This is a genomic window from Marinifilum caeruleilacunae, assembly GCF_013141825.1.
In the GTDB taxonomy this organism is placed as follows: domain Bacteria; phylum Bacteroidota; class Bacteroidia; order Bacteroidales; family Marinifilaceae; genus Marinifilum; species Marinifilum caeruleilacunae.
Genome location: NZ_RZNH01000046.1, coordinates 19,828 through 43,591 on the forward strand (window position 1 = coordinate 19,828; position 23,764 = coordinate 43,591).

Genomic DNA, 23,764 nt, shown 5'->3' on the forward strand with positions numbered 1-23,764 from the left:
TTGACTTTTACATGATTTCATAAATAATATCAATAACTATGAAAAATATAAATTTATTAATAGCCGGAGTATTGATGTGTGTTGCTTTTGCCTGTGACAATGATTTGGATTCAATTACTCAAGTGCCAAAAGGTGCCGATGAAACCGCACCAGTCGTTACAATTAATTATCCACAAGAAGGTGATTTGGTACAGGATTCTCTTGAGATTGCACCGGTAACCTTTAAGTTTACAGCTGAGGATGATGTTGAAATGAAGAAAGTTGTGGTTGAGCTTGATGGTCAGGAAATTGAAAGTTACACCACATTTACTGATTATATGGTGGTAAAAAAAGATGTTTTTTATCCTACACTTGAAGTTGGTGCACATACACTTACAGTTACTGCAACCGACTTAACTGACAAAACAACAACTATTAGCGTTAAATTCTTGCGTGTTACTGACCTAGGAATGGTTGGGCCACTACCAAATGAAAGTTTCTACATGCCATTTGATGGTGACGATATTGGTCGATTTGTTTATCGTACCGATATGGTATCTGTGGTTGGATCACCACTATTTAATGATGCTGGTTGGATGAAAGAAGCTTATGAAGGAGCTGAAGATGCTTACCTAACTGTTCCTGTAAGTGCAATTGCTTCTGATGAATTCTCTGCAGCATTCTGGTACAAAGTAAATGCAACTCCTAATCGTTCAGGTATTTTAGTAGTAGGCGCTCCTGACGAAGGAAAGGAAGTTGACAAGCAAAATAACCGTAAGCATGGTTTCCGTTTATTCCGTGAAGGAAATGAGGAAAAACAAAGAATTAAGCTGAATGTTGGAAATGGAACAGGTGATGCCTGGAACGACGGAGGCGAAATCGATGTGAATGGAGAATGGGTACATGTTGCATTTACAATCTCTTCTTCAAACTCAGTTGTTTACATTAATGGTGAAGCTGTAAATCAGAATGATATTACTGGAATTAGCTGGGAGGATTGCGAAATCATGTCTATTATGTCTGGTGATCCATATTTCAATGGATGGAGTCATAAATCGGATGCCAGTCTGATGGATGAATTGAGACTTTTCAATAAAGCTCTAACAACAGAGGAAGTAAATGCTCTTATGGCTGATGTTCCTGATATTCTTGATAGTGAATCATTCTATTTATCATTTAATGATAATTATTTGCCTGAACAAGCAGCTTCTACAATAGGAATGCCTTCTTATTCTGATGATAGTTATTCTCGCGAAGCGTACATGGGTGCAGAAGATGCATATTTGACTGTTCCTGCTGTAGGATTCCTTGGCGATGAAATTTCTGCTACATTCTGGTACAAAGTGAATGCAACTCCTAATCGTGCTGGTATTCTTGTAATTGGTGCGCCAGATGAAGGAAAAGAAGTAGATAAGCAGAACAACCGTAAACATGGTTTCCGTTTATTCCGTGAAGGAAACGAAGAAAAGCAAAGAATTAAGCTGAATGTTGGAAATGGAACAGGTGATGCCTGGAACGATGGAGGCGAAATTGATGTGAATGGAGAATGGGTACATGTGGCATTTACCATTTCAGCAATGCAATCAATTGTTTATATTAATGGTGAAGCAGTAAATCAGGCTGATATTACAGGAGTAAGCTGGGAAAATTGCGAAATCATGTCGATTATGTCTGGCGATCCATATTTCAATGGATGGAGTCATAAATATGATGCAAGTACAATGGATGAACTTCGATTCTATAATAAAGCTCTTACTCAAGCTGAGGTAATGGCAACTATGGAATAGAAATCAATGTGAATTTTTTACAATAGCATATTGTTATGAATCAGGAAGGCTACTTAAACTCGTTTGAGTAGCCTTTTTTTTCAAAATATATTTACTCTGTTTAAAGCTTTTTGTCGAACTTGAAGACAATTAAATAACGGATTTAGCCCTTCAAACCAATATCACAATAATTGTATGATGAGAATTTTACTGCTTATAACAGTTTTAATATCAAGCTTAACGGCTAAATCACAAGTTGTTTTTTTTGATGATGGAACTACAACATCCTATTACGATCAGGGAATTGTAGATGTCAATAATTTGGGGAATAGCCTTTTTGAACATACATATCCACCTGGAAATCCACAGTGGAATGATAAGATTCCTTGTGTTACAAGCTCTTATAGAGGAAATTCGGCATTAAAATTTAATTATACTTCATCGTCCGATGGAAATTGGAAGGCAACGGTTTATAGAAAGTCATGGAGCTTAGCTGATATCACGTCCAGTGATTCGATTTCTTTTTACATATATTCAGAAGAAGATATTCCTTCTAATGTACTGCCAAGAATTGCCATAAAAGCGAATCTTAAAAGTGGCAATGGTGATAATGCTTCCGAATTATATCCTTTAAGTGATTACAATCAGAATGTAAACGCTAATCAGTGGACTCAAATCCGATTTCCTTTATCAGTTATTTTTTATGATACTCAAAACTCCGATTTGGATTTTACTCAAACTAAGGGAATCATCTTTAATCAATCAGAAACCAATAACAGCAGTCGATTAATTTATATCGATGAAATTACAACTTATGAATATTTAGAGTTCATTCCACTTGCAACAGAATTTAAAGCAGTTGGCTACGATTCTCATGTTGAGCTAATGTGGAATGCTCCGCAAGAAGATTTAAATTACAAAATCGAAGCGTCTTTTGATGGCGGAAATACCTACGAATTAAGAGCTGAAACTGCGGAGAATTTTTTGCTTGACTTTATTCCTGACAAAGCTAGAAATAGCACAATCCAATATCGTATCTACACAATTGCTGGCGGCAATCAGTCAGAAGAGCTAACTAGCCAAGCGGAAGTTCGTGATTTTTCTGATGATGAACTTATGGATATGGTTCAGCAATATACCTTCAGATATTTTTGGGAAGGTGCAGATCAGGCTTCAGGCATGTCTAAAGAGAGAGCATCTGGAACAGTTGTTGCTTCAGGAGCCTCAGGAATGGGACTAATGGCCATGATTGTAGCTCATGAAAGAACTTACCTTCCGCAAGAAGAAATTAAAGATCGCATATTGGAAATGCTTGAATTCCTGGAAAGCTGTGATAGGCATCATGGAGTCTGGTCGCATTGGTACAATGGTGATACAGGTGCCAGCCAACCATTTAGCACAAAAGATGATGGAGGTGACCTGGTTGAAACATCATTTGTTGCATCAGCCTTAATCGCCTTAAAGAATTACTTTTCTGGTAATGATAACAAATCGGTTCAGATTAGAGAGAAAGCAGATGAATTGTGGAGAGGTATTGAGTGGAGCTGGCATCAGAAAGATGGAGAAAATCAACTGTACTGGCACTGGTCACCAAATTATGGTTTTGAAAAGAACCTTAAAATTAGAGGATGGAACGAAAGTCTGATTACTTATATCATGGCTGCTTCATCCCCAACTTATGGCATCAATAAGGAAGTATATGACAATGGATGGGCCAATAATGGAGGAATGGTTGATTCACGTTCTTTTTACGGGTATGAGATCTCATTGGCTCCTGATTATGGAGGGCCTCTTTTCTGGATTCACTATACACATTTGGGAATTGATCCTCACAATTTATATGATGCCTATGCTGATTATTGGGAAGAGCATGTGAATACTGTGAAAATACATCACACCTATGCTGTAAATAATCCCAAAGGGCATAAAAATTACAGTGATAAATGCTGGGGTTTAACTTCAAGTGATGATCCTGATAAAGGTTATTCATCACATAAACCATTGTATGATGATAATGGAACCATTGCTCCAACTGCCGCTTTGGCATCAATGCCTTATGCTCCTGAAGAATCGATGAAAGCTTTGAAATATTTTTATCGTGAAAGGGGAAGTGAATTATTTGGACGATTTGGATTCTATGATGCCTTTAACGACAATAAATCCTGGGTGAAACAAGATTACCTTGGAATTGATCAGGGACCGATTATTATCATGTTGGAGAATTACAGAACTGGCTTACTATGGGAAAATGTAATGAATGATAGTGATGTTCAGGAGGGGTTGTATGAACTTGGATTCAATCGAATCACCTCAGTGCCTGAATTGGAGAAAAAATCAAAGCTGATCATATATCCTAATCCTAACCAGGGACAGTTTAAAATTTCATTACCCGAATTTGCAGGTAAAGATGTTACTATCAAACTATACAATTTGCAAGGTCAACAAGTTTACAATGAACTGATACATCGAATGTCCTCGGTTCATGATGTGAATGTTGGAGATTTGAAGTCAGGTTGTTATGTTCTTGTTCTAAGGACTGAAGAACAGTCAATTCAAACAAAATTAATTATCAGATAATACCATTTTATAAATAAATTGGTAAAAAAAAGCATTACAATGCGATTCAAAATATTACTTTATTTACTTACGATCACAATGCTAAGTGCTTGTGTTTCATCAACAAAAAAATCAAATTCTTCAGATGCTGATGGCAATCTCAAATTGACTGATGAACAATTGCTAGACAAAGTTCAGTATCAGACTTTTCAATATTTTTGGGATGGTGCAGAGGAAAATTCAGGAATGGCTTGTGAGCGAATCCATCTGGATGGAATCTACCCACATAAGGATCAACACATTGTTACCCTTGGTGGTTCTGGTTTCGGTGTAATGGCCATTCTTGTTGGTGTTGAGAGAGGCTTTATCAGCAGGGAAGATGCCCTAAAGCGTTATCAGAAAATTGTGAAATTTCTTGCCCAGGCAGATCGTTTTCATGGAGCCTGGCCCCATTGGTTGAATGGAAAAACAGGAAAAGTAAAACCATTTGGAAAGAAGGACAATGGAGGTGATTTGGTAGAAACCGCCTTTATGATACAAGGATTATTAGCCGTTGCAGAGTATTACAGAGATGGTAATGCGGAAGAAAAACAACTGGTAAGCGAGATTGAAAAATTGTGGCATGAGGTAGAATGGGACTGGTACACTAAAGGAGAAAATGTATTGTATTGGCATTGGTCACCAGAATATGATTGGGAAATGGATTTTCCGGTTGGTGGATATAATGAATGTCTGATCATGTACATATTGGCTGCGGCATCGCCTACGCATGCAGTTCAGCCAGAAGTATACCACGAGGGTTGGACATGTAATGGTGCAATCAGCAATGATACAGTTTATTATGGACTACCAACCATTTTGAATTATTACGAACATGGTGATGACCCAATAGGTCCTTTGTTTTGGGCGCATTATTCTTATTTGGGCTTAAATCCTAATGGATTGAAGGATAGATATGCTGATTATGTGGAATTGACTACGAATCATGCTAAAATTCATTACAAGTATTGTGTTGATAATCCTAAAGAATTTAAGGGATATGGAGCCAATCAATGGGGATTGACATCCAGCTATTCCATGAAAGGATATTCTGGTCACCACCCGGGCGACAGCGACTTGGGAGTTATTGCCCCAACAGCCGCCTTGAGTTCATTCCCATACACTCCAAAAGAATCAATGCAGTTTCTAAGATATCTATACACCGAGGCAGATTCATTAATAGGAAAATATGGTCCGTTTGATGCATACAGTCATACCAGTAAATGGTGCAAACCTCGATATCTTGCAATTGATCAGGGACCTATTCCGGTTATGATAGAGAATTACAGAACTGGATTGTTGTGGAAGCTTTTCATGAAGAACAAAGATGTTCAGAATGGCTTGAAGAAATTAGATTTTGTTGTGGATTCAAATTCAAACGAAAATAAAAGATTAGCAGATGACAAGTAAGAAATGTATCCAGGGTTTTGTCTTGATCTTTATTCTGTTTGTTGGACTTACAGGTAAAGCACAAGAAGGAGGGAAATTTCACAAATCTGTTTTTGTGGAAGGTAAGGACAGTTTGAATTATCAAATCATGTATCCTTTGAATTACGATTCTTCCAGGCAATATCCATTGATACTTTTTTTACATGGAGCAGGAGAAAGGGGAAATGACAATAAGCGTCAGATGCATCTGGGATCACATATCTTCAGGGATAAACAAAACCAAAAGGATTATCCTGCTATTGTGGTATTTCCGCAATGTCCCAAAGATGTAATGTGGACCAATCGCAGGAAGTTTAAAAAGCCGGATCGAATGGTATTCGAATTTCCTGTTAGCGATCCTGCCCCTAGGCCGTCTCAATTGGTAAACAGTCTGGTGGAGCAGCTTGTTGCTGATAAAAAGGTGAATGTTGATAAAATGTATGTAATGGGCATCTCGATGGGCGGTATAGGAAGTTTGGAATACCTATACCGATGGCCAGACAAGTATGCTGCAGCCTATATTGTTTGTGGAGGTCACAATGCTGATTTGGCGAGATACTATTCCCACATTCCAATTTGGTTTGTGCATGGCGAGAAAGATCCTGTTGTGCCAATTGAATATTCACGATCTGTTTATGAGGAACATTACAAGTTAAATCAAAATACCCGTTTTAAAGTATACCCAGGACTTGATCACAGCATTTGGACTCCAGCTTTTAAAGAAAAAGAATTGCTGCCATGGCTGTTTCAATTTTCGAAATAATTAAATTGAAAAGGTAACCTATAAAAATACAATGCAAATGCAGGCAATAAAAAACATATTTCTAGTTGTAATCTGTTGCTTTTCTATCCAGCTTAGTGCTCAGGAAACCATAGCTCAAACTTATTGTAATCCTTTAGATATCGACTATACCTATATGGTGTACAACTCGAGCCGGAATATTTCATATCGCTCGGGGGCGGATCCTGCGGTAGTAGAATTTCGAGGTGAATATTATATGTTTGTCACACGTTCCTTTGGTTATTGGCACTCTACAGATTTGGTAAACTGGAGCTTCATTAAGCCTGAACAATGGTTCTTTGAAGGATGTAATGCTCCAACTGCCTACAACTACAAAGATTCCCTGATTTATTTCGCGGGTGATCCGGCAGGTTATGGAAGTATTCTTTATACGGATGATCCGAAAAGTGGCAAATGGACACCAACTGCATCCATAAGTAATAATCTTCAGGATTCGGAGTTATTCATTGATGACGATGGAAAAACGTATCTGTATTGGGGCTCATCAAATGTTTATCCTATAAAAGTTAAGCAATTGAATAAGGATGATCGAATGCTGGTTGTAGGTGAAACAAAAGAATTGATCAACTTGGTTGAAGAAGAGCATGGTTGGGAAAGATTTGGAGAGAATAACTTTCATCCAACCTTAAAGGAAGGTTATATGGAAGGAGCTTCGATGACCAAATACAATGGAAAATACTATCTGCAATATGCCGCTCCGGGGACACAATTCAATGTATATGCCGATGGGGTATATATTGGCGAGACGCCTCTTGGTCCATTTAAATACATGAAAAGTAATCCCATGAGTTTTAAGCCCGGAGGTTTTACCAATGGAGCAGGACATGGAATCACTATGAAGCAGACCAACGGACAATATTGGCATTTTGCTACCATGGCATTGGCATCAAACTCGCATTGGGAACGACGCTTGTGTATGTTTCCAACTTATTTTGACAAAGATGATTTGATGTATTCAAATACCCATTATGGGGATTATCCTCGTTATGCGCCCAATCATCCAACTAAAGCAGGTCAGCACTGTGGATGGATGCTTTTATCCTATAAGGGGAAAACAAGTGTTTCATCCTCGAAAATGCAAATTAAGAAAAGTACTTCTACTGATGATGATTATGTGATTACTGAGATGCCAGTGGTAAAAACTGATGATGAAAAGATTTTATCAGAAGTATTAACGGATGAGAGCCCCAAATCATTTTGGGTAGCCGATGCTAACGATGACAAGCAATGGGTGAATATAGAGATGGCTCAACCAGGAAAAATCTATGCCATTCAATTGAATTTTCATGATCATGAATCGGGCATTTATACTCGTGTAGAAGGTTTGCGTCACCGTTTTACAATTGAGGCTTCGAATGATAACAAAAATTGGCAAACCGTAATTGATCGCAGCAAAAGTTATAAGGATTCTCCTAATGCTTATATGGTATTAAATCAACCAATAGATGCCAAATATGTGAGGTATAAAAATATTAAAGTACCAGGTGCAAATCTGGCTATGTCGGAAATAAGAGTCTTTGGGCTTGGACATGGAAAGAAACCATTGTCGGTTAAAGGATTTGCAATCAACAGACAAGAGGACAAGCGGGATATAGCCTTTTCGTGGAAACCTGTTAAAGGAGCACAAGGATATAATATTCGTTGGGGAATTGCACCAGACAAAATGTATCAATCCTGGATGCTTTATGAGGTAAATGAGCATTTCATGCGTTGTTTGGATCGAGATACTCCGTATTATTTCTCTATTGAAGCATTTAATGAGAATGGGATCTCGGAAAGAACAAAACCGATACTGGTGGAATAAAATGAGACATGTGTGTTCTTTCCACTTCAATACTTTAAAGAACCACGAATTGCACAAATTTCACAAATGGCTTTTTAAAAAAAAAGCAAATTAATCCTTCAGGATTTAGATTAGTGCAATAAGTTTATTTTGAGATGATTTAATTGGTTTAAAACTTATTAATAATACGATTTGATTTAGAAAACATGGGTAGAATTCTTCTAATATTACTCTTACTTTCATTTCATGTACAGATTGGTAAGGCAATAAATTCTTACACAATAAATGAAAATTGGCAATTTGCTTTGGAAGGTAAAGCATGGAAAACTGTTAATTTACCACATACCTGGAATGCAGAAGATGCATTTGGTGATCAGGCTTATTACAGGGGAACAGGAATCTATAAGAAAAAGTTAAGTATAGACTCGGCCCAAGTCTCTAAAGCATTGTTCATTCAATTTGATGGAGTTAATGCTTTCGCAGATTTATTTATAAATGATCAGTTTGTGGGGCAGCATATAGGTGGCTATACTGCATTTAGATTTGATATCTCAAACTTTGTACATATTGGTGAGAATGATGTAAAACTGATTGTTAACAATGAATTGAATCCCAATTATCCTCCTTTGGATGGAGATTTTACCATGTTTGGTGGGATCTACAGAGATGCACAATTAATTGAGGCCAATAAGCTTCATATTGATTTGGACAACTTGTCTTCATCAGGTGTTTTTATCCGTCAGAAAAATGTTAGTGAGAAGAATGCCGACATTTTTATTACAAGCAAAATTGTTAATAAAAGCGAATTTGCGAAAGTTGCAGAATTAAGAGCCAGAATTATGGATGCCAACAATCAGGTGGTATCTACATATTCGAAAAAGATCAAAATAAAGCCCAATGATCAGCTTGCTATTGAAGGCAAGCTTTCATCGCTGAAAAATCCTAAGCTTTGGTCACCCGATCAACCATACTTGTATAAGATTATAGTTGAATTGTATGATGAGGACAATCAGGAATTGGACAGTAGGATTGAACCTCTTGGGATTCGTTGGTTTTCTGTTGATCCTGACAAAGGTTTTTACTTAAATGGAAAAGCTTTAAAGTTGGTTGGGGTTAATCGACACCAGGATTTCTTTGGTTATGGAAATGCTGTGCCAGATGAGGCACATTTAAAAGATATGCGACTCATTAAGGAAATGGGAAGTAATTTTTTACGAATTGCGCATTATCCGCAAGACAAAATGATATTGGAGGAGTGTGATCGTTTGGGGATTTTGTGTTGTGTTGAGGTACCTTTGAATAATAAGAATAATGTATTCTCTGATGAATATTGGCAAAATTCCATGTTGCGTCAACAAGAGATGGTGCGTCAGTCATTTAATCATCCTTCCATTGTGATTTGGGCCATGCTTAATGAATGTTTGTTGCGCACCAAATTACGACCTCCTTACGATCCCGAGGATGAGTATTTGAAGAAAACAGGAGAATTTGCAGCAGCGATAAATTCCTTGCTAAAAGAAGAAGATGAGGACCGTTTGACGATGATTGTGAATAGTGAAAAACCTGACATTCATTTGGCGGCTGGAACTGGATTAACACCAGATATCATTGGTTGGAACCTTTATCATTGTTGGTATGGAGAAGAGAAATTCGATAACACATTGAATGATTTTATTACTCGCATGCATCAGCAATTTCCTGCGAAAGGATTGATGATCACGGAGTACGGAGCCGGGGCTGATCCACGAATTAGCTGCGAAGATCCACACCGATGGGATTTTAGTCGTGAGTATCAGGTTAAAGTTCACAAGCATTTTATGGAAACAATACTCGGTAGAGAAGATGTAATGGGTGGTGAAGTCTGGAATTTTGCCGATTTTGCCTCAGGCGTTCGTCAGGATACCGATCCAAATATCAATTCTAAAGGATTAATGACGCATGATAGAATTCCAAAGGACGCTTACCATTATTACCATGTAATGCTATCGGATAAACCTATTGTGCGAATTGCTTCAGGTGAGTACAAACAACGAATAGGAATCGAAGATAAAACTGGAGCTGAAACATGTACACAAAAAATTGAAGTGTTTGGAAAAGGAGGAGATATCAAGCTTACTATAAACGGAAAACTTATTGGAACTAAAACACCTGATCAGCACAATTCGGCCGTTTTTAAGGTGCCTTTTATAAATGGTTTAAACCAATTGGAAGCCAAATGTGGAGATGTTGCCGATATGGTAGATATTCACTTCAATTTAGTTCCGTTCGATTTGGATTTATATGCAGGCAAAATAAATATTTCCGTAGGTGATCACCGTCAGTTTGTTTCTAGAGAGCCAGCAGGTCAAGCATTTGTTCCAGAAAAGGAATATACACCTGGATCTTGGGGCTATATTGGAGGTAAGGCAATCATAAAAAATGGACTTCCATCAGTAGGAACTGCCTTAAACATATACAGAACCAAGGATGATCCACTTTATCAAAGCCATAGAGAGGATATTCAGGCTTTTCAGTTTGATGTGAATCCTGGATATTTTGAAATTAATCTTCTGTTTATGGAGCCAAATACAAAACTCAAGAAAAAGCCTTTGGTTTATGAATTGGGAAAAGGCAGAAAACGAAAAGAAAAGCTTGAAAAAAGAGTGTTTGATGTATTAGTGAATGGAATGCTAGTTCTGAAAAATTTCAACATTGTGGAAGAGGCTGGAGCCAGATCGGCAATGGAAAAAAAGATCAATGTTGAAGTGAAGAATGATAAAGGAATTAGAATAGAGTTTGTTTCAGTTGAAGGATCAACAATATTAAGTGGAATAAGTTTGAGAAAAATCAGATAATTATTAAGATATGAGATATTTAATTTGTGCTTTATTACCAATATTACTGTTTTCCTGTAAAGAAAAAGCAGTTGATCAACGTCCTAATATTCTGTTTATTATGTCGGATGATCATGCATATCAGGCCATTAGTGCTTATGATACAAGTTTAACACAAACTCCAAATATTGATCGCATTGCTACCGACGGAATTAAATTTACAAATGCCTGTGTTACCAATTCAATTTGTGCACCATCAAGAGCTGTAATTCTTACTGGGAAACACAGTCATTTAAATGGGAAAATTGATAATCGATTCCCATTTGATACTACTCAAGTAACTTTCCCTCAAATTCTACAAGAAGCAGGTTATCAAACCGCCATGTTTGGAAAATTGCATTTTGGAAACAACCCTAAAGGATTCGACCAATTTAGAATCCTTGATGATCAGGGAAGTTATTATGCACCTGATTTTTTCACAGCTCACGAGGGAAAAATAAACATTAAAGGTTACACTACCGATTTAATTACTGATATGACCATTGATTGGCTGGAAAATGATCGTGATGAAACCAAACCTTTTTTGTTAATGTATTTGCACAAAGCGCCACACAGAGAGTGGTTTCCAGCTCCAAGACATCAAGCGGAATTCACTTCAAAGACATTTAAAGAACCAGAAACTTTGTTTGATACATTCGAAACTCGAGGAACTGCTGCTCGCACAGCAGAAATGAACTTGGTGAAACACATGAACTATGCAGGCGATTCTAAGATTTATCCCGAAGTTATGGATGCATTGGGTATTCCGGAATATATGAAATGGGATAAATCAGCTTTCCAGAAAGAGTATAACCGAATGACTGAAGAGGAGAGAGCATCATGGGATAAACACTACCAACCAATTAATGAAGAATTCAAAAAGGCTTATCCAAATATGAATGAAACAGATTTGATGCACTGGCGATATCAGCGTTACATGCAGGATTACTTTGGTTGCATTGCTGCTGTAGACGAAGGAGTAGGGAGAGTATTGGATTATCTCGATAACAACGATTTGGATGACAATACCATTGTTGTTTACACATCTGATCAGGGCTTTTACCTTGGTGAACACGGGTGGTTCGATAAGCGCTTCGCATACAATGAATCATTTAAAACACCATTGCTGATTAAATGGCCAAATGTGATAAAATCAGGAATTACCAATACTCAAATGGTGCAAAACTTAGACTTTGCACAAACTTTTCTTGAAGCTGCAGGAATTACACCTCCTAAAGATATGCAAGGAGAGAGTTTGCTGCCATTGTTCAAAGGTCAATCAGAAGGGTTCAGAGATGCCGTGTATTACCATTACTATGAGTATCCATCGATTCATATGGTGAAACGTCATTACGCAACTGTAACCGAAGAATATAAGTTAATACATTTCTACAACGATGTTGATGAATGGGAACTGTATGATCGCAAAAAAGATCCGAAAGAAATGAATAATGTGTACGATAAAGCGGATTATGCTGATATCGTAAAAGACATGAAGAAAAAGCTAATAGAAATTCAGAAACACTATAAAGACTTTGAGAGACTGAAATACTCTCAACCATAGATAGATTAGTACGGGCCTTAGGTTCAAATTTGATTTAGAAAGAAATCCTAATCTCATTATTGCGATTAGGATTTTGTTATATTAAAAGAAATCGCTTTAATGTGATTCTATTTGGTACCTAATAGGTATCTATTTTTGAATTAATATCGAGTAAAATTAAACAACAACACCCTCAAATCAAACGATTTGAGGGTGTTGTTATATTAAGTGGAGCTGCAGGGAATCGAACCCTGGTCCAAACATGCGACCAATAGGCTTTCTACATGCTTAGTGATTTATTAATTTTCGACTAAGGATAGGGAAAGCACACCCGAGACCTTAGCTTATCTTCTAAATTTCGCGAACTCCCCGAAGCTTGAAGTTAGCTAACCCTGAATTGCCAGCATCCCATATACTTACCGGAACAAGGTGGAACCATAAGCGGGATGTCTCGTCGCAGCAACCTTGTGCCGCAATAAAGCTTTAATCTACTATGATTCGATTAAGCAGCAAGAGCGTAATTATTTTCGCCAATTAAAAAGTGTGAGATCCGATATTTACGAGCTGGAATCACAACGCTCGACATGCTTACATATCAATTCTACATGCTGTCAAAACCACGTCAGCCCCTAGAATTCATGCAAAATTAGTAAAAAACCATTAGCTACTAAATATATTACCATAGAAATGAAGCGAATGTTTCAATTTTTCTTACATAATTCACCTATCATCTTCAAAATCAGCAAGCCATATAGATGTTAAAAATTTAATGAAAATTCTTATTTCTGTTAAATGTTTATTAAATTTAAATAAGCATAGTGATATTTCCTGAAAGAGAACATATCCTGAGCCTTTGCCCAATTCTCACACCTAAAATACTAGCATATGAAAAACAGAATTCGAGTAGGAGTACTAAGGGAAACAAAGAATCCGCCTGACAGAAGGGTAGCCATTCCACCTGCAACAGGTTTGAAAATTCTGGACAAATTTCCCAATGTGAGTATTTTTATACAGCCCAGCGATATTCGCTGTTTTACCGATTCTGAGTATCGTGAACAAGGGTATTTCCTAACCGAAGACCTTAGGGAATGCGATATATTAATTGGTGTGAAAGAGGTAAATATTCCAACATTAATTCCCAATAAAACCTACTTGTTTTTCTCTCATACTGCAAAAGAGCAAGCGCACAATCGTGAATTATTGCGGCAGGTCATTAAAAGAAATATCACTTTAGTGGATTACGAATACCTGACCAATGTGGCCGGCAAACGTTTGGTTGCGTTTGGACATTGGGCCGGTGTGGTAGGTGCATATAAGGCCTTACGTGCAAGAGGGATGAGGACCGACTTTTTCGATTTGCCTCCTGCCAGAACCTGTTTGGACATGGACGAAATGTACGAGCATCTAAAAAAGATAAGGCTTAAGCCAATTAAAATTCTGATTACAGGTGGGGGAAGGGTAGCCATGGGAGCCATGCAAACCATTCGTATACTAAACCTAAAGGAAGTAAGTGCTGATGAATTTTTACATACCGAATACGATGAGCCTGTGGTTTGCAGAATCGATCCCGATCAGTATGTGGAGCGAATTGATGGTTCGGAATTTGATATGCAGCACTTTGTAAAACATCCGGAAATGTATCGTTCTACCTTCAAAAAGTTTTCGAAGGTTAGCGATTTATATATTGCTTGCCATTACTGGGATCCAAAAGCGCCAAAATTTTTAACGCCCGATGATTACAAAGAGGATGATTTCAGAATTTCGGTAATTGCCGATGTAAGTTGTGATATTGATGGTCCACTTCCATCAACCTTACGACCATCGACAATAGCTTCATCATTTTATGGATACGATCGATTTAGCGAGGAGGAAACAATTCCTTTTGTCGACCGACGAAATGTAACCGTAATGGCAGTAGATAATTTACCTGGTGAGTTACCACGAGATTCTTCTATTGATTTTGGAGAAGCTTTGGCTGAAAATGTTTATGAAGCCTTGTTTGGCGATGATCCCGATGGAATTCTGGAAAGAGCTACGATAGCCAAAGGAGGAAAACTCACAAAACATTTTGCCTACTTGCAAGATTACCTGGAAGGAAAAGATGCCGTTACAGTATAAAAAAAAGACCAAATGAATGTTCATTTGGTCTTTTTGTATCTTATAAATTCTTCAAATTCGATATGGTTTCTGTTGGGTTATTGGCCCCAAAAACAAAGCTACCTGCAACCAGCGCATCGGCCCCGGCTTCCAGTAATTTTTTTCCCGTGTTTAGGTTTACACCACCATCAACTTCAATAATGGTATTGGCATTTTGTCCGGTAATCATTTGTTTCAATTGAGTCACTTTTTTGTAAGTGTTTTCAATAAAGCTTTGTCCTCCAAAGCCAGGATTAACACTCATCAATAGCACCAAATCAAGATCCTGAATAATGTCTTCAAGAACCGATACTGAAGTGTGCGGATTTAAGGAAACACCAGCTTTCATGCCATGTTGCTTGATATTTTGAATGGTTCGGTGCAAGTGCGTACATGCTTCGTAGTGAACGGTCAAATAATCAGCGCCAGCTTTCTGAAAAGCTTCAACATATCTGTCCGGATCAACAATCATTAAATGTACATCCAAAGGTTTTTCGGCAATTTTATTAATTTGTTGAACAACAGGTAATCCGTAAGAGATGTTAGGAACGAACACGCCGTCCATAATATCAAGGTGAAACCAATCGGCTTCGCTTTTATTAACCATCTCAATATCGGCTTTCAGGTTGGTGAAATCGGCAGATAATAAGGATGGTGAAATAATTGTTTGCATTTGATTGTTTAATTTGTATTTATTTGGCGCAAAGATATAATTAAAAAAGGATAAGAGAGAAATGTAGAAATTTTTCCCTTATCCTTTCAATATCTTATAATACAAGAAATGGACTTACTCTCCTAAATAGGTTTTTAGGATTTTGCTTCTGAAAGTCGACTTCATCCTTTTAATGGCTTTCTCCTTAATTTGTCGCACACGTTCGCGTGTTAAGCCAAATTCTTTCCCAATTTCTTCCAGTGAATAAGGAGGTTTGCCATTTAATCCAAAGTAAAGGCGGATAATGGCAGCTTCCCTTTTCGATAGAGTCGATAGGGATCTTTCGATTTCCTTTCTTAAAGAATCCCTTATCAAAGCCTTGTCTGGACTGATCTCGTCATTGCTAAGCAAGATGTCGTATAAGGTATTTTCTTCGTCAGGGTTAATAGGAGCATCCATGGAAACATGTCTTCCCGAAGCTTTAAGAGCCTCTTTTACATCTTTAGGGCTCATTTCTAAAATATTGGCAATTTCTTCAGCCGAAGGTTCGCGCTGATATTCTTGCTCTAACTGAGAGAATGTTTTGTTGATTTTATTAATCGAACCAATTTTGTTTAATGGCAAACGTACAATTCTTGCTTGTTCTGCCAAAGCTTGCAAAATCGATTGACGAATCCACCAAACTGCGTAAGAAATAAATTTAAAACCCCTGGTTTCATCAAACCTTTGGGCAGCCTTAATCAGTCCAAGGTTTCCTTCATTAATCAAATCGGGCAAACTTAAACCCTGATTTTGATATTGCTTGGAAACCGATACAACAAAACGCAGATTACACTTAATAAGCCGATCCAGAGCTTTTTTGTCTCCTTTCTTAATCTTCCGGGCAAGTTGAACCTCCTCTTCCGCTGAAATCAGGTCGACCTTCCCAATTTCATGCAGATACTTGTCCAGAGATGGAGTCTCTCTGTTTGTTACTTGTTTAGTAATTTTTAGCTGTCTCATAGTGGATTTTTGGTATAAAATGATAGAGCCTAACTCTGTCATTAATATTTAAATATAGCAAAATGATTTAAAAAATGAAATCGCTGACAGCTTATTTAAAATGGGAAAATGCACGATAAAATCATCTGTATTTCTATTTTCGGGATAATTCTTCAATTATTTTTTGCGAATTATAAGTAATTCCGTAATATTGCATTTGAATTCCGATTGATTCTTCTCATTTAGAGGTCGAAAGATCAGGTTCCGTATTGTTCGAATACAATTCTATCTTAAAAACATTACCCAAAAAATATTAACAAAATTTATATGTACGATATTCTTGAATTAAACAAGAAGCTTGTGCCTGAGTTGCGAGAAATCGCTAAAGAACTTAAGATCAAGAAGGTTGAATCTTTTAAAAAACAAGATTTAATTTATAAGATTCTTGACCAACAGGCGATTGTAGCTTCTGAAATGAAATCAACAGAAAAGAAAGCTCCTCGCAAGAGAGTGAAAAAAGCTGAAGCTGAGGCTAAAACGGAGGAAGATCAGCCTAAAATAAAATTGCGCAGAAGAAGAAAAACTGAGCAGGCTGTAAAAGAGGTTGTAAAAGAAGCTGCTTCTCAAATTGAGCCGGAAGAAAAGAAGGCAGAAGAAGCGCCAGCAAAACCAAGACGTACCAGAAAATCTGCTGAAAAGCAAAGTGAACCTGTAAAGGAAAAGCAGGAAAAAGTTGAAGAAGTAAAAGCGGTTAAAACCGAAGCTCCTGTTGCCGAAGAAAAACCAAAGCAGGAAAAGCAGGAAAGAGGCGAAAGAGCAGAAAAGGCTGAAAAAACTGAACGTCCTGAAAGACAAGAAAGATCCGACAGACAGGATCGTCATGATCGTCAGGATAAAAATCAGCAAAGAAAGAGATTTGAAAAAAGAGAAAAGGAAAAGCAATTCGAATTCGATGGCATCATTAACAGTTCTGGTGTTCTTGAAATTATGCCTGACGGATATGGTTTCCTTCGCTCATCAGATTATAACTACTTAAATTCACCGGATGACATTTACGTTTCGCAATCGCAAATTAAATTGTTCGGTTTAAAAACCGGTGATACCGTAAATGGTTCGATTCGTCCTCCAAAAGAAGGCGAAAAGTATTTTCCATTAATTAAGGTTGAAAAAATTAACGGTCGTTTGCCGGAAGTTATTCGCGATAGAGTTCCTTTCGATCATTTGACTCCACTTTTCCCAGACGAGAAGTTCAATCTAACAGGAGGTTCTTCAAACTCATTATCGACTCGTGTAGTTGATATGTTTGCTCCTATTGGTAAAGGACAAAGAGGTTTGATCGTGGCTCAGCCAAAAACAGGTAAAACAGTATTGTTGAAGGAAGTTGCCAATGCAATTGCTGCAAATAATCCTGAGGCTTACATGATTATCTTGTTGATTGATGAGCGTCCTGAGGAGGTTACCGATATGGCCAGAAGCGTAAATGCGGAAGTAATTTCATCAACTTTCGACGAACCGGCAGAACGCCATGTAAGAGTAGCTAATATTGTGCTTGAAAAAGCAAAACGTATGGTAGAATGTGGTCATGATGTAGTGATTCTTCTTGACTCGATTACACGTTTGGCCCGAGCTTACAATACGGTTTCTCCTGCTTCGGGTAAAGTACTTTCTGGTGGTGTTGATGCAAATGCACTTCACAAACCAAAACGTTTCTTTGGTGCAGCCCGTAACATCGAAAATGGAGGGTCGCTTACCATTTTGGCAACCGCATTAACCGAAACAGGTTCGAAAATGGATGAAGTAATCTTCGAAGAATTTAAAGGAACAGGTAATATGGAACTTCAGTTAGATCGTAAATTATCTAACAAGCGTATTTACCCTGCTGTTGATATTACCGCATCGAGTACACGACGTGAAGATCTTCTGTTGGATGAAGGTCAGTTGAACCGCATTTGGGTACTTCGAAACTTCTTAACTGATATGAATTCGGTAGAAGCAATGCAGTTTATTAGCGATAGAATGAGAAAAACTCGCTCGAATGAAGAGTTCCTGATTTCGATGAACGATAAGTAATACAATTACATTAAATATAGAAGAGGCAGTAAACTTACTGCCTCTTTTTTTGTGCTTTACTTTCTGCCTGAGAATTAGAAAGCTGTTGTGCGGCATGTTATTTTAAATAAGTATAAATTGCAAAAAATACACGCTTTTGTAATCTCGAGATAGCAAAAATAAGCTTTAATTCTATAAATTTGCCTTGTAAATTTCGAAAAAGTATGAACACCTTATTACAGACTCATAATAGTTTGTTGAAAAACAAAAAGAGCAACATTCGTCGCGAATTGGCCGATCAAATCGATTGGTCACAAAGACTAATTGCGATTAAAGGTGCAAGGGGAGTTGGTAAAACTACTTTCCTGTTAGACTATATTCGAGAGAATTGCGCAAACGATAAATCCTGTCTTTATATCAACATGAATAACCTTTTCTTTACAGAAAGAGGATTGGTTTCGTTTGTAGATGAATTTTATAAAAAAGGTGGCAAGTTATTATTGCTCGATCAGATCCATAAATATCCAGATTGGGCAAAAGATCTAAAAACCTGCTACGAACAATATACCGGCTTAAAAATCATTTTTACCGGTTCTTCCATTTTAAGAGTAAAAACCAACGATGAGCTAAAAGATATCGTTAATGTTTATTACCTGAATGGATTATCGTTCCGAGAATTTCTGAATCATGAAACCGGAAACGATTTTAAAAGCTACTCTTTAGAAGATATTATTGAGAATCATGAACAGATTGTTGATGATATTTTGGAAAAAGTACGTCCATTGGCATATTTTAACGACTACTTGCGTTACGGATATTACCCATGCTACCAGGAAGAGAAAAGTTTTATTGATAATTTATTGAAGATTATCAACCTGATGCTTGAGTTTGATATCACCTATCTGAACCAGATTGAATTGAAATATCTGCCAAAGCTGAAAAAATTACTTTATATTATTTCAAGTAACGTACCATTTCAGCCAAATGTAAGCAAACTGGCAAACGATGTGGAAACTTCGAGAGCTACTATCATGAATTACCTGCGCTATTTAAAAAATGCCAGGTTAATTCGATTGCTTAACACAAAGGATAGTTATAAAGATTCATCTAAAAAGCCGAATAAGGTATATTTACACAATACCAATTTGCTTTACGCGATATCTCCTGAAAATATTGATCAGTCTAATTTGCGTGAAACCTTCTTTTACAACCAGGTTGCACCATCGAGATTGATTACCAGCACAGATATGGGGCACTTTTTAGTGAACGACAAATATAATTTTAACATTACAGGCAACCTGGGCATGTCCGATTCTAAAATCAGAACCGAAGACTTGTTTGAGGCTGCAGATATGATCGAACGCGGTGAAGGAAATAAAATTCCTTTGTGGTTGTTCGGTTTTTTGTATTAGAGAATTAAATAACAGAAATAAATAACAGAAATAAATTAAACTACCATTAATTAAAATTAATTGGAGGAGTAAAATGGCAAGAGAAAAAAAATTCATTACCTGCGATGGTAATGCTGCTGCCGCTCACGTAGCATATATGTTTAGTGAGGTGTCTTGTATTTACCCAATCACACCATCTTCGCCTATGGCTGAAAATGTTGATGAATGGGCTGCACAAGGCCGCAAGAACATTTTTGGCGAAACAGTTCGTCTAGTTGAAATGCAATCAGAAGCTGGAGCAGCAGGTGCTGTTCACGGTTCATTACAAGCTGGTGCATTAACAACTACTTATACTGCATCTCAGGGATTATTGTTGATGATTCCTAACATGTATAAAATCTCTGGTGAGTTATTACCATGTGTATTCCACGTAAGTGCTCGTGCATTAGCTGCTCAGGCATTATCAATCTTTGGTGATCACTCGGATGTTTATTCAGCAAGACAAACAGGTTTTGCAATGTTAGCATCAGGATCTGTACAGGAAGTAATGGATCTTTCTGCAGTTGCTCACCTTACAGCAATTAAATCACGTGTTCCTTTCATCAACTTCTTTGACGGATTCCGTACTTCTCACGAAATTCAGAAAGTAGAAGCGATCGATTCTGATGATATGAAAGAATTGGTTGACATGGAAGCTCTTCAGGAATTCCGTAACCGTGCTTTAAATCCTGAGAATCCTGTAACAAGAGGTACTGCTCAGAATCCTGATGTATACTTCCAGGCTCGTGAAGCAGCTAACCCATTCTACGATAAAGTACCTGAAATTGTAGAAGGTTACATGAACGAAATTACCAAGTTAACTGGTAGAGAATACAAGCCATTCGTATACTATGGTGCTGAAGATGCTGAGAACATCCTTATCGCTATGGGTTCTGTAACTGAAACCATCAAAGAGGTTATCGATTACAAGATTGCAAATGGTGAGAAAGTAGGTATGGTAGGTGTACACCTATATCGTCCATTCTCAGCGAAGCATTTCTTAAGTGTTGTTCCAAAATCTGTGAAGAGAATTTGTGTTCTTGACAGAACTAAGGAGCCAGGTGCAAACGGAGATCCAATGTATCTTGACGTAAGAGAAGTATTCTACGGAAAAGAAAATGCTCCTATCGTAGTAGGTGGTCGTTACGGTTTGGGTTCTAAAGATGTTACTCCATCTCAAATCATTGCTGTTTACAAAAACCTTGCAATGAACGAGCCTAAGAATCAATTCACTTTAGGTATTGTTGATGATGTTACTTTCAAATCACTTCCATTGGAAACTGAATTAAAAGTAAACTCTGAATCATTATACGAAGCTAAATTTTACGGTTTAGGTTCTGATGGTACTGTTGGTGCTAACAAGAACTCTATTAAGATTATTGCTAGTGCAACTGATAAGTATTGTCAAGCTTACTTTGCTTACGATTCTAAGAAATCAGGTGGTTTTACTGCATCTCACCTTCGTTTTGGTGATGATCCTATCCGTTCTACTTACCTGGTAACTACTCCAGACTTTGTAGCCTGTCACGTTCCTGCTTACGTATATCTTTACGATGTATTGAAAGGCTTGAAAAAAGGTGGTTCTTTCTTGTTGAACTCTATCTACGATGTAGAAGAAACGAAGAAGCACTTACCTGATCACATGAAGAAGTACATTGCTGATAACGAAATTAAATTCTATATCATCAATGGTACTAAGTTAGGTGAAGAATTAGGTCTAGGTAACAGAACCAACACCATTATGCAGTCTGCATTCTTCAAAATTACCAACGTAATTCCTTTCGAATTAGCTGTTGAAGAAATGAAGAAAGCAATTGTGAAGTCATATGGTATCAAAGGTGAAAAAGTTGTTAACATGAACTTTGCAGCTGTTGATGCTGGTGGTGACAACGTAATTGAAGTTGAAGTTCCTGCTGACTGGAAAAACATTAAATCTGATGGATTCTCAACTGATTCTACTGGTCGTCCTGAATTTGTAGCGAATGTTTGTGATCCAATGAATGCTCAGATTGGAGATAACCTTCCTATTTCTGCTTTCACAGGTAGAGAAGATGGTACTTTCCCAGCTGGTACGACTAAATATGAAAAACGTGGTATCGCGGTAAGCGTTCCTGAATGGAAAGAAGAAACTTGTATTCAGTGTAACCAGTGTGCTTACGTTTGTCCTCACGCTGCTATCCGTCCATTCTTGTTAACTGAAGAAGAATTGGCTGCTGCTCCTGCTGGAACTGCTGTTAAACCTGCAACAGGTAAAGATTTGAAAGGACTTAGTTTCCGTATTCAGGTTGCTCCACTTGATTGTACAGGTTGTGGTAACTGTGTTGACGTTTGTCCAGCTCCTAAAGCTAAAGCTCTTGAAATGAAGCATCTTGAAACTCAGGAGGCTGAAAAAGAGAGATGGCACTATATGGATCAGAAAGTAGGATACAAAGAACTTCTTCCTAAAAACAATGTGAAGAACTCACAGTTCGCTCAGCCATTATTCGAGTTCTCTGGAGCTTGTGCTGGTTGTGGTGAAACTCCATATATCAAGTTAATCACTCAATTGTATGGTGAGAGAATGATTGTTGCAAACGCAACTGGTTGTTCTTCAATCTACGGTGGTTCTGCTCCATCTACTCCATACTGTAAGAACGATAAGAGCGGTAAAGGTCCAGCTTGGGCAAACTCTCTATTCGAAGATAATGCAGAGTATGGTTACGGTATGGCTGAAGGTGTGAACAAAATGCGCGCTCGTATTGCACAACGCATGGAAGAGAACATGGATGCTGTAAATGAAGCAACTAAAGCTGCTTTTGTTGAGTGGTTAGAAGGAAAAGACAATGCTGAAGCTTCAGAAGCTGCTTCACCAAAAGTATTGGCTGCACTTGAAAATGAAACTCACGAAGTTGCTAAAGAAATTAAGAATCTTGAGCAATACCTAATCAAAAAATCTATCTGGATCTTTGGTGGTGACGGTTGGGCTTATGATATCGGTTTCGGTGGTCTTGACCATGTATTGGCTTCTGGTGAAGATGTAAATGTATTGGTAATGGATACTGAGATTTACTCTAATACTGGTGGACAGGCTTCAAAAGCAACTCCTGTAGGTGCTGTAGCGAAATTTGCTGCTGCTGGTAAGCGCATCAGAAAGAAAGACCTTGGTATGATTGCAATGTCTTACGGATATGTGTATGTAGCTCAGGTAGCAATGGGTGCAAACCAGGCTCAGTACTACAAAGCATTGAAAGAAGCTGAGGCTTATCCAGGACCATCATTGATTATTGCTTACTCACCTTGTATTTCTCACGGATTGAAAGCATCTATGGGTAAATCACAAGCTGAGGAGAAGAAAGCTGTAGAAGCTGGATACTGGCAATTGTATCGTAACAACCCATTGTTAGAGAACGAGAACAAAAACCCATTTGTATTAGACTCGAAAGAGCCTAAGTGGGAAAACTTCCAGGACTTCTTATTGGGTGAGGTACGTTATACTTCATTACAGAAATCATTCCCTGAAGAAGCTAAGGAGTTATTCGAAGCTGCTGAAGAGAATGCGAAATGGAGATATAAAACTTACAAGCGTCAAGCTTCATTAGATTACTCTGAAGAAGAAAAAGAACTTGCATAAGTTTTTAATCTGTGAGTCGTCCTAAAATAGGTTGACACATTTATAAATTAATTATATGATCCAGTGAGGCTAGCCTCACTGGATTTTTGATGTATAAAATTAGGTGTTTTATAATTCAAACTCAAATGAGGTCTCTTGTTATTATAGATCCAAACAGA

Annotated in this window: 13 protein-coding genes and 1 other RNA gene; 11 read left to right on the plus strand and 3 right to left on the minus strand. The window is 37.6% G+C overall.

All coding sequences use genetic code 11. The annotated features are described in order from the left end of the window. The first annotated feature begins 38 nt into the window (after nt 1-38). From ELS83_RS19335 to ELS83_RS19365, 7 genes are all read left to right on the plus strand, one after another. Nucleotides 39-1,766 carry a LamG-like jellyroll fold domain-containing protein gene (locus ELS83_RS19335; protein ID WP_171597193.1) on the plus strand — a complete coding sequence of 576 codons (1,728 nt, stop codon included), beginning with the start codon at nt 39-41 and terminating at the stop codon, nt 1,764-1,766. A gap of 174 nt (nt 1,767-1,940) precedes the next feature. Then, the gene (locus tag ELS83_RS19340; protein WP_171597194.1) at nt 1,941-4,322 is read left to right on the plus strand and encodes a glucoamylase family protein; all 2,382 of its coding nucleotides are present in this window, start codon (nt 1,941-1,943) and stop codon (nt 4,320-4,322) included. A gap of 39 nt (nt 4,323-4,361) precedes the next feature. Beyond that, entirely contained in the window at nt 4,362-5,750 is a 1,389-nt protein-coding gene (locus ELS83_RS19345) for a glucoamylase family protein (protein ID WP_171597195.1), read from the plus strand. Next, nucleotides 5,740-6,531 carry a carboxylesterase family protein gene (locus ELS83_RS19350; protein ID WP_171597196.1) on the plus strand — a complete coding sequence of 264 codons (792 nt, stop codon included), beginning with the start codon at nt 5,740-5,742 and terminating at the stop codon, nt 6,529-6,531. The genes ELS83_RS19345 and ELS83_RS19350 overlap by 11 nt, the downstream gene beginning before the upstream one ends. A gap of 37 nt (nt 6,532-6,568) precedes the next feature. Further along, nucleotides 6,569-8,374 (plus strand): family 43 glycosylhydrolase, encoded by a 1,806-nt coding sequence (locus ELS83_RS19355; protein WP_171597197.1) that lies wholly within the window; start codon nt 6,569-6,571, stop codon nt 8,372-8,374. A 185-nt stretch (nt 8,375-8,559) separates the two neighbouring features. Continuing rightward, nucleotides 8,560-11,187 carry a glycoside hydrolase family 2 TIM barrel-domain containing protein gene (locus tag ELS83_RS19360; protein ID WP_171597198.1) on the plus strand — a complete coding sequence of 876 codons (2,628 nt, stop codon included), beginning with the start codon at nt 8,560-8,562 and terminating at the stop codon, nt 11,185-11,187. A gap of 10 nt (nt 11,188-11,197) precedes the next feature. Further along, nucleotides 11,198-12,769, plus strand: a complete 1,572-nt coding sequence (locus tag ELS83_RS19365) for a sulfatase family protein (protein ID WP_171597199.1) — start codon at nt 11,198-11,200, stop codon at nt 12,767-12,769. 205 nt (nt 12,770-12,974) lie between these two features. Here the strand turns inward: ELS83_RS19365 and ssrA are convergent. Then, nucleotides 12,975-13,378, minus strand: a transfer-messenger RNA (tmRNA) gene (gene ssrA, locus ELS83_RS19370). A gap of 255 nt (nt 13,379-13,633) precedes the next feature. Here ssrA and ELS83_RS19375 point away from each other — a divergent pair. Then, the gene (locus ELS83_RS19375; RefSeq protein ID WP_171597200.1) at nt 13,634-14,866 is read left to right on the plus strand and encodes an NAD(P)-dependent oxidoreductase; all 1,233 of its coding nucleotides are present in this window, start codon (nt 13,634-13,636) and stop codon (nt 14,864-14,866) included. A gap of 40 nt (nt 14,867-14,906) precedes the next feature. Here the strand turns inward: ELS83_RS19375 and rpe are convergent, their stop codons facing one another. Together rpe and ELS83_RS19385 are read right to left on the minus strand one after the other, a co-directional pair. Further along, entirely contained in the window at nt 14,907-15,557 is a 651-nt protein-coding gene (rpe, locus tag ELS83_RS19380) for a ribulose-phosphate 3-epimerase (RefSeq protein WP_171597201.1), read from the minus strand. Nucleotides 15,558-15,671: 114 nt separating this feature from the next. Then, nucleotides 15,672-16,538 carry a sigma-70 family RNA polymerase sigma factor gene (locus ELS83_RS19385; RefSeq protein ID WP_171597202.1) on the minus strand — a complete coding sequence of 289 codons (867 nt, stop codon included), beginning with the start codon at nt 16,536-16,538 and terminating at the stop codon, nt 15,672-15,674. A 306-nt stretch (nt 16,539-16,844) separates the two neighbouring features. Between ELS83_RS19385 and rho the strand changes: the two genes are divergently transcribed. The 3 genes from rho (at nt 16,845) to nifJ (ending at nt 23,606) form a co-directional block, all read left to right on the plus strand. Beyond that, nucleotides 16,845-18,587 (plus strand): transcription termination factor Rho, encoded by a 1,743-nt coding sequence (gene rho / locus ELS83_RS19390; RefSeq protein WP_171597203.1) that lies wholly within the window; start codon nt 16,845-16,847, stop codon nt 18,585-18,587. A 203-nt stretch (nt 18,588-18,790) separates the two neighbouring features. After that, nucleotides 18,791-19,978: an ATP-binding protein gene (locus ELS83_RS19395; protein ID WP_171597204.1), complete on the plus strand. Its 1,188-nt coding sequence runs from the start codon at nt 18,791-18,793 to the stop codon at nt 19,976-19,978. Between the two features lie 73 nt (nt 19,979-20,051). After that, nucleotides 20,052-23,606 (plus strand): pyruvate:ferredoxin (flavodoxin) oxidoreductase, encoded by a 3,555-nt coding sequence (nifJ, locus tag ELS83_RS19400; protein ID WP_171597205.1) that lies wholly within the window; start codon nt 20,052-20,054, stop codon nt 23,604-23,606. Nucleotides 23,607-23,764: the final 158 nt, after the last annotated feature.

Coding starts and splice junctions, on each gene's coding strand:
- ELS83_RS19345 (WP_171597195.1), top strand. CDS start 4,362: ATGCGATTCAAAATATTACTTTATTTACTTACGATCACAATGCTAAGT.
- ELS83_RS19350 (WP_171597196.1), top strand. CDS start 5,740: ATGACAAGTAAGAAATGTATCCAGGGTTTTGTCTTGATCTTTATTCTG.
- ELS83_RS19355 (WP_171597197.1), top strand. CDS start 6,569: ATGCAGGCAATAAAAAACATATTTCTAGTTGTAATCTGTTGCTTTTCT.
- rpe (WP_171597201.1), bottom strand. CDS start 15,557: ATGCAAACAATTATTTCACCATCCTTATTATCTGCCGATTTCACCAAC.
- ELS83_RS19395 (WP_171597204.1), top strand. CDS start 18,791: ATGAACACCTTATTACAGACTCATAATAGTTTGTTGAAAAACAAAAAG.
- ELS83_RS19360 (WP_171597198.1), top strand. CDS start 8,560: ATGGGTAGAATTCTTCTAATATTACTCTTACTTTCATTTCATGTACAG.
- ELS83_RS19375 (WP_171597200.1), top strand. CDS start 13,634: ATGAAAAACAGAATTCGAGTAGGAGTACTAAGGGAAACAAAGAATCCG.
- rho (WP_171597203.1), top strand. CDS start 16,845: ATGTACGATATTCTTGAATTAAACAAGAAGCTTGTGCCTGAGTTGCGA.
- nifJ (WP_171597205.1), top strand. CDS start 20,052: ATGGCAAGAGAAAAAAAATTCATTACCTGCGATGGTAATGCTGCTGCC.
- ELS83_RS19335 (WP_171597193.1), top strand. CDS start 39: ATGAAAAATATAAATTTATTAATAGCCGGAGTATTGATGTGTGTTGCT.
- ELS83_RS19340 (WP_171597194.1), top strand. CDS start 1,941: ATGATGAGAATTTTACTGCTTATAACAGTTTTAATATCAAGCTTAACG.
- ELS83_RS19365 (WP_171597199.1), top strand. CDS start 11,198: ATGAGATATTTAATTTGTGCTTTATTACCAATATTACTGTTTTCCTGT.
- ELS83_RS19385 (WP_171597202.1), bottom strand. CDS start 16,538: ATGAGACAGCTAAAAATTACTAAACAAGTAACAAACAGAGAGACTCCA.